General features: G+C 40.4%; 4 protein-coding genes and 1 pseudogene. 3 read left to right on the forward strand and 2 right to left on the reverse strand.

The window, feature by feature from the left end:
• Positions 1 to 435 (reverse strand): annotated as a pseudogene (locus tag IQ229_RS06515) (S-layer family protein); the annotation flags it as partial.
• 98 nt (positions 436 to 533) lie between these two features.
• Positions 534 to 1,061 (reverse strand): filamentous hemagglutinin N-terminal domain-containing protein, encoded by a 528-nt coding sequence (locus tag IQ229_RS06520; protein WP_228013233.1) that lies wholly within the window; start codon positions 1,059 to 1,061, stop codon positions 534 to 536.
• A 341-nt stretch (positions 1,062 to 1,402) separates the two neighbouring features.
• On the opposite strand from IQ229_RS06520, the gene IQ229_RS06525 reads away from it, so the two are divergent.
• The 3 genes from IQ229_RS06525 to IQ229_RS06535 all read left to right on the forward strand — a co-directional run bounded on the left by IQ229_RS06525 (position 1,403) and on the right by IQ229_RS06535 (position 7,286).
• Positions 1,403 to 2,071: a response regulator transcription factor gene (locus IQ229_RS06525; RefSeq protein ID WP_194042311.1), complete on the forward strand. Its 669-nt coding sequence runs from the start codon at positions 1,403 to 1,405 to the stop codon at positions 2,069 to 2,071.
• Positions 2,071 to 4,053 carry a sensor histidine kinase gene (locus tag IQ229_RS06530; protein WP_194042313.1) on the forward strand — a complete coding sequence of 661 codons (1,983 nt, stop codon included), beginning with the start codon at positions 2,071 to 2,073 and terminating at the stop codon, positions 4,051 to 4,053. Before IQ229_RS06525 ends, IQ229_RS06530 begins: the two co-directional genes overlap by 1 nt.
• Before the next feature lie 515 nt (positions 4,054 to 4,568).
• On the forward strand, positions 4,569 to 7,286 hold the full coding sequence (locus tag IQ229_RS06535; protein ID WP_194042315.1) for a CHAT domain-containing protein: 2,718 nt from the start codon (positions 4,569 to 4,571) through the stop codon (positions 7,284 to 7,286).
• Positions 7,287 to 7,398: the final 112 nt, after the last annotated feature.

Raw genomic sequence — 7,398 nt, forward strand, 5'->3', positions numbered from 1 at the left:
CTTAATGTGTCTAGTGATACTGCTACCTCGGCGTAGGAGTAAAAAATCGCGCGATCGCAAATTGATATTTCCCTGCCCCTCAAAGGAAACTGACTCAGGAGTAATGTTGATATCACCTTCTTTGCCTACGGCTTCCACTACAATCAAATTAGCAATAGGGCTGTTATTGAGGTCTACTGTAGCAGTAGCATTAATATCAATATCTTCAGTCTTTGGATCGAGCGATCGCAGATTATCCGCTATCCCTGCCTGTAGTTTACTCTCTCCATCTATGCTCAAATTTTGGGCATTGATAGTAATGTTGCCACCGCCATCTGCACGCACATTCACCTCAGTACCGTTGTTGAGAGATACATCGGCTCCTTGAATGTCATCAGGAAAGCTCAACAGTAAGCTACTACTGTTAACATTCAGCCCTACAGTACCACCTGCCATACCTCCCAACTCCACATTTCCACCTCAAGCTAGGAGTTGACCACCGTTAAGCTGTATATTACCGCCTACAAGTGCTAAGGTTTGACCAGGATTAACTTCTAAACAGAACCCTGTACCTGAATATTTGCCGGGTTCGTTCCAAATTGTAAGCCAATGGGTACATTGATAGTCAGCAAAGGTGGAGTTTGAGAATTTATAGCACTGAACTTAATACCATCATTAAAATTAAGACTATTAGCTGTACTTGCAATAAACGAACCGCCAATATTAAGCGAGGCATTGGAATTAAAAATAATTCCATATGGATTGATTAAAAATAAATTTGCAATGCCATTTGCGTGAATCAACCCATTAATATTTGAGGCTGATTTTCCTGTAACGCGAGTCACGATGTTCTGAATCTGCGTCCCATTATTGAAAAATGCCTCCCCATCTGTATGTACAGAAAACTCGCTAAAACTGTGGAATAAGTTGCTACCTTGAACCGTTCCACCTTCAATTGTGCAAGTTATGCATCCTGGTGCAACGCTGGAATTGACTGGAAGTGTGTTATCGGGAACAATTTGGGCGCGGACGGGATTAGTCATGACAAAAATGGCGATCGCCAAAGGCACGGCGTAGTCCATCGCACAGCATCCCGTTATAGTTCTCGTTTTAGAACCAAATAGCAGCGATTCCCAGCTTTGATAATACCTGAATTTAGCTTTCACCAGACTTATAGACTCTTTACAACCAGTATTCATACTACGCCATCAAGTTTGACAACTTGTCATGTTTCTTAACTAAAGTGCTGTTCTTCCAATCTTGGAAAACTAAATTCCTCAAATTGCAACACGCAACCAGTTGATTATTTTATCCTAGTCTTGAAGGAGAAGTTTTACTTAAATGGCAAGTTAGATATCTAGCCATAGAAAGTTAGACCCCTTATAGCTTTGCTAGCTTAAATATATTGAAAATTACACCAGTTATGAGTGGAGAACTAAAGCAAAGTTTACAAAAATTTTTAGTTGTTGATGACCATGAAGCTATTCTTCAAGGTACAATACCAGCGCTTAAAGAAAAATATCCAGAAGCAGAAATCTTTGCAATTCAGGATGCTCAGACTGCATATCAGCAATTTGAACATCACCACCCAGACTTGCTAATTGTTGATTTATGTTTGCCAGAAAAGCCTCAAGCTCCAGCGAAGATTGAGGTTGGTATGCAACTGATTAAAACTTTGATGGAAAGCCCTCTCGCCCCTAATTTAGTGGTGCTGAGTACCAATATTAAACCGTTGGTGCGTCTCAAGCCGATGATTAATGCCTATGAAGGAGGCTTTGCGGCTATGGATAAGTCTTTGCCAATCCGGGAAATGTTAAAGTTCGTTGACTTGGCATTGCGCGGCTCTATTTATTTATCTTCAGAATTGCGATCGCGTCCCGAATTTGACCGAAAATGGATCGAGGTACTGACGCTTAAATATCAAGAAGGGTTAACAGATAAAGCGATCGCTCATAAAATGCTAGTCAGCGATCGCACTGTCCGAAACTACTGGATTAGACTGCAAGATACTTTGGGTGTCTATGACGAACCTGGTAAAGAATTAAGAATTCAAATTGAGATCGCAGCTAGAAAAATCGGATTGATCAACTGATGAAATTCGCACTCTCGACTAAAAGCAATTTATGGAAAAAAGTTCACAAACAACTGAAACCCTGGCGAGAAGTAGTGCTGCCAGGACTCTCGGTAATAGGATTAATTATTCTTGTTCGTTCAACAGGATTGTTGCAATCGCAAGAGTGGCTGGCTTTCGATCAATTGCTACGCTTACGGCCTAATGAAGCCGTTGATTCGCGAGTGGTAATTGTAGGTATTGATGAAGATGATATCAATTATGTAGGTAGATTTCCCATACCAGATCAGGAAATCGCCCAAATGTTGAGAATTTTACATACCTATAAACCCAGAGTCATCGGTCTTGACCTTTTTAGAGATAAAAGTAGTTCGGCTGACGCCGAGCTTGCACCTGTCTGGAAAGAGAATCCAAATCTCATCGGAGTTGAAGTAGCATTAAATCGGAAGCAATCTTTTAATGTTAAACCACCGCCGGAGTTACCTCCCGAACGAGTCGGCTTTGCAGATACAATAGTAGATCCGGATGGAAAGCTGCGACGTAGCTTAATGGCAAGTAAAACTTATGCTGGAGAACTGAAATACTCTCTACCTCTACGTTTAGCACAATTATATTTGCATGAACAAGAAATAAAGTTTACTCATGGCAATCGCTCTTACGATCCCATCAAGTTCGGTTCAAGTCAGCTAGTCCGCTTTCTCCCCAATTCTGGCGGATATGTGGGAAGTGATGCCAATGGCTTTCAAGTGCTAATGAACTTTCGCTCTCATCCTCAACCTTTCCGCACCATATCTCTAAGGGATGTCCTTAATAATAAAATTGATCCTAACTGGATTCGCGATCGCATCGTGATTATTGGTATGACTGCTGCTAGTGTTAAAGATAGATTTACCATCTCGGCAGTTAAAAATACACTCTATACCACGGGTTTAGGAGTTGACGAGTCTTCCGATCAATACCAATGGATTTATGGTGTAGAAGTTCATGCTCATGCCACGAGTGAAATCATTAGTCATGTTTTAGATAGAAGACCACTGTTAAAAGTATGGTCAGAAATTTGGGAGTATTTATGGATTTTAACTTGGGGTTTAATCGGCATCATTCTCGGTTTAATCCTGCAATCTCCGGCAAAAACATTGTTGAGCCTTTGTATAGGTAGTATCGAAATCGTCGGAATTAGTTATGTTGGATTGATTCTGGGTTGGTGGATTCCTTTAGTACCAACCTTGTTAGCTTTTACCAGTGCCGGACTGACGACATTTTTTTTTGACCGAGATTTAAGAGCGTTACTTGAACAGCGCAGTTTAACTCTTAAGCGCTCTTTTGAAGCAATCCATAATGGGCCTCTGCAATCCCTGGCTGTGATATTGAGAAGTCTTGGTGACGAAGAAATAGAGCCTGAAAAATTGCGATCGCAACTTGAACAACTTAATCGAGAGTTACGGACTATTCCTGAATATCTCAGTCAAGAAATGCTTAGTCGTAATGATAGCCTGTATTTAGATGGAAATGAAGTACTCGATTTGCAAACCCCAATTTCTGAGATGCTTTATTATGTCTACGATATTACCTTAAGAAGAAACTTTAAAGGATTTATGACAATCCAAAGTTTTATACCTCCTAATTTTGAACCATTAGAAGAATGCAACTTAAATGCAAATCAAAAGCGAGGCTTATACCTTTTTTTGCAAGAAGCTTTATGTAATGTTGGTAAACATTCCCAAGGAGCTACTCGTCTTGATGTTGTTTGTACGCGATCGTCGAAAGAGTATTGTCTGCAAATAATTGATAATGGATTTGCAAATATATCTAAAAACTATCAACGTAGGGGACAAGGAACAGACCAAGCTCAAGATTTAGCGCGACAACTGAGAGGCAAGTTTCGACGATTTCCTCACTCTCCACAAGGCACTATCTGCGAGTTGACTTGGCCTATAACAAGTAGTAAATGGCAAAAATTTTTGTATTTAGATAATTGGAAAGTTTTAGTAAAAAAATATTAAAAGCATTAATTTAATAAGTATTAAAAGCATCGTCTTCCACTGGAGATTGAAATGCTGTTGGGAAAAAACTGTTATTGGGTTTGCAACCTCTAGCAGAAACTGCATTTCCAACTTTGGAAACTACGCTTTCAACTGGAGAAATCGGAGCGAGGGAAAACTTCTTAACTCTATAAGCCAATACAGTTCAGTTAAGCATTTTTTCTCTTCTCTCTGTTTCCTCTGCGCCTCTGCGGTAGCCTTCGGCAAGCCGCTTTGCGTCTACGTTAAAAAAGTTGACTTTGACAAAGAGTTTTAGCCTTAACTGAACCGTATTGCTCTATAAGCAGCGACAATCCATACTACTATCTATTTGTACAGTGCATAACTACGGATTTATGAAATACTGGACTTAGTTATGCGATCGCCAATTGGGGCGCCATGCTCTGCGCGATCGCAACACCAAGGCTGTGCATTGCTTAAAGCGATCGCTGATTAACTAACAAAATTCACTTGTTAAAGTACTCTTTTGTGCTATTATGCAACGCTTGCCATACCGTATTCGTCGCGTTTGGGCAGTTCTCTTTCTGACAACGCTAACCTTATGTTTGTGGTTGGCGCATCATTCTCTAACAATTGGGAATAAGGGAATCGCAGAGATAGCAACAGTTAAATCGTCGCCTTTAACGCAACCAGTGCAGCAAGGACTTAAGCTCTATCAAGCTGGTGATATTCAAGGAGCAATTCAGTCTTGGCAAAAAGCTCTCTTCTCTTATCAAGAGCGTAACAGTCATTCTGCTGAGGAAATAAGTATCAGGACATACCTTGCCAAAGCATATCAACAAGTAGGTCAAATATCTGAAGCGATCGCTCAATTAGAGCAAGTTATTGACTACTATCGTCAGACAAACGAGCCGCTCAAGGTGGGACGGATGCTAACGGAACAGGCTCAACTCTACAGTAGCTTGGGACAGCACCGGCGTGCAGCTACCATTTTATGCGATCAAAAGCAAAGCAATTCAGCTTGTAGTCAAGATAGTGCAGTAGAAATTGCCCGCAACCACTCAGATGAACTAGGCGAAGTAGCTGCTTGGGGTAGTTTGGGAAATGCTCATCGTCTCCAAGGCGAGTACGAGCAAGCTATTCAAGATTTTGAACGTAGTAATGAAATCGCCAAGCGCATAAATAATCAAATTTATGTAGCGTCTACCTTAAATGGTTTAGCAAATACCTACGCTAGTTTAGCTAAGGGCAATGAGCGTCGTGCCGAATTTGCTCGTGAGGTAGCCGATAAGGAAGCTGCCCAAAAATTCCAGCAAGACACTATTGGTCACGATTGGCAAGCTGTACAGTATTTTGAACAAAGCCTGAATTTAGCTCGTAGCCAGAACGACAGAGTGAATGAACTGCGATCGCTACTAGGTCTAGTTAGGCTTTATCACCGCCAACATCGTCAGGATAAAGCCATAGTTAACAATACACTACAGCAAGCACTGGTTGTATTGGAACAATTACCCGACTCCCGCGATAAAGCATACACGGCGATTCAACTTGCTAATCTTTTACAACTCGTTAACCAAAACAGCGAGTCAGTCAGTACTGATCTAGCAACTCAATGCTTAAAGTCAGAATCGTTGCCTAAGTCTGTTGAACTACTCAACAAAGCTGTGGCAATCACTCAAAAAATTCAGGATCGGGAGGGAGAATCCTTTGCCAAAGGCCGATTAGGACACACTTATGAATGTCACCAGGACTATCAACAAGCTATAAATTTAACTCAACAAGCACTGATTGACGCTGTCGCTGATGAGAACCTTTACTTATGGACATGGCAACTGGGACGCTTATCTAGAGCCACAGGTCGAGTCAAAGAAGCAATTAATTTTTATGAAAAATCTATTGACAGCCTCAAAAGTATCCGTAGTGATTTAAGACTGCAACAGCGAGATTTACAGTTTGACTTTCGAGATAACGTTGAACCAGTTTACCGCGAGCTGCTAGAGTTACGCCTAGAGCAAACCAATCATCTTGTCCAAGCATCAGATATTCAACAGAATTTGGAATCGGTACTTCCAATAGTAGATGAGTTGAGGTTAGCAGAACTACAAAACTATTTAGGAAATAATTGTGATTTAGCACTTATTCAGAAACCAGTGGCACTCGTGGGGAAAAACACTGCCGTCTTGAGTTCGATTCTTTTAAAAGAACGCCTTGCAATCATTCTCACCTTAGCTGATGGTGAGCAAAAAATTAAGTCAAAAGTTTCTTGGATACCTGTTAAAAGTCAAGACGTTAGAGATATTATCAATGACCTACGCATCAAATTAGAAAAACGCTCAGACTTGGAAAACACTTATCAAGCCAGAGCGCAACAAGTATATAACTGGTTTATTCATCCTTTTCTTAGCGATTTAGAAAAAAATAAAATTGAAACTTTAGTGTTTATTCAAGACGGAATTCTTCGGAGTATCCCAATAGCTGCACTGTTTGATGGTAAACAATTCTTGATTGAAAAGTATGCGATCGCTTTTGCTCCAGCATTGACTCTGACAAATCCTCAAGAATCGAACCCGAAAAAATTAAAGGTATTAGCTTTTGGCTTGACACAACCAGCCACCGTCGAAACAGATGCAGGTTACAAATTTTTTGAGCCGCTTACACAAGTAGAATCTGAACTTAAAAAGATTACAACGAGTTTACCAAAAAGTAAGGGATTACTAGATCAAGACTTTACACTTGAGCGTTTGCAAAAAGAGTTAAAAGAAAATACTTATCCCATAATTCACTTGGCAACTCATGGCAAGTTTGGTATTGATGATAGAGAAACGTTTTTAGTAACTGGAAAAAAAGTTGCAGCAAATACTCAAAAATCGCTTACAACCAAAACTTACAATGAAAAACTGACACTAAATGACCTTTATGAACTTATTAACAATACTCGCGCTCAAAATCAACCGATTGAGTTATTAACTTTGACAGCCTGTGAAACAGCAGTAGGTAGCGATCGCCAAACTTTAGGTCTAGCCGGTATTGCAATACAAGCCGGATCTCAAAGCGCCATAGCAACTCTTTGGAAAGTTGATGATGCAGCAACAGCACAATTGATAGCGAAATTTTATCAAAACTGGCATAGCGGAATGAGTAAAGCCAAAGCCTTACAGGCGGCTCAAACAGCTTGGTTGCAAACGCATCAGCAGCAACTTGAAAGTCATCCCGGATATTGGGCACCATTCATTCTCATTGGTAACTGGCTTTGATCTCTAAGTTTAATAAAACTTAAGTGCATCATTACGTCGAATTGGTATCAGTAAGACCTTTGTAACAACTTGTCTCTCCTAGCGCTGCAATAGGTGTATTTTACTATTTATC

It is taken from the genome of Nostoc cf. edaphicum LEGE 07299 (assembly GCF_015207245.1).
Taxonomy (GTDB): Bacteria; Cyanobacteriota; Cyanobacteriia; order Cyanobacteriales; family Nostocaceae; genus Nostoc; species Nostoc edaphicum_B.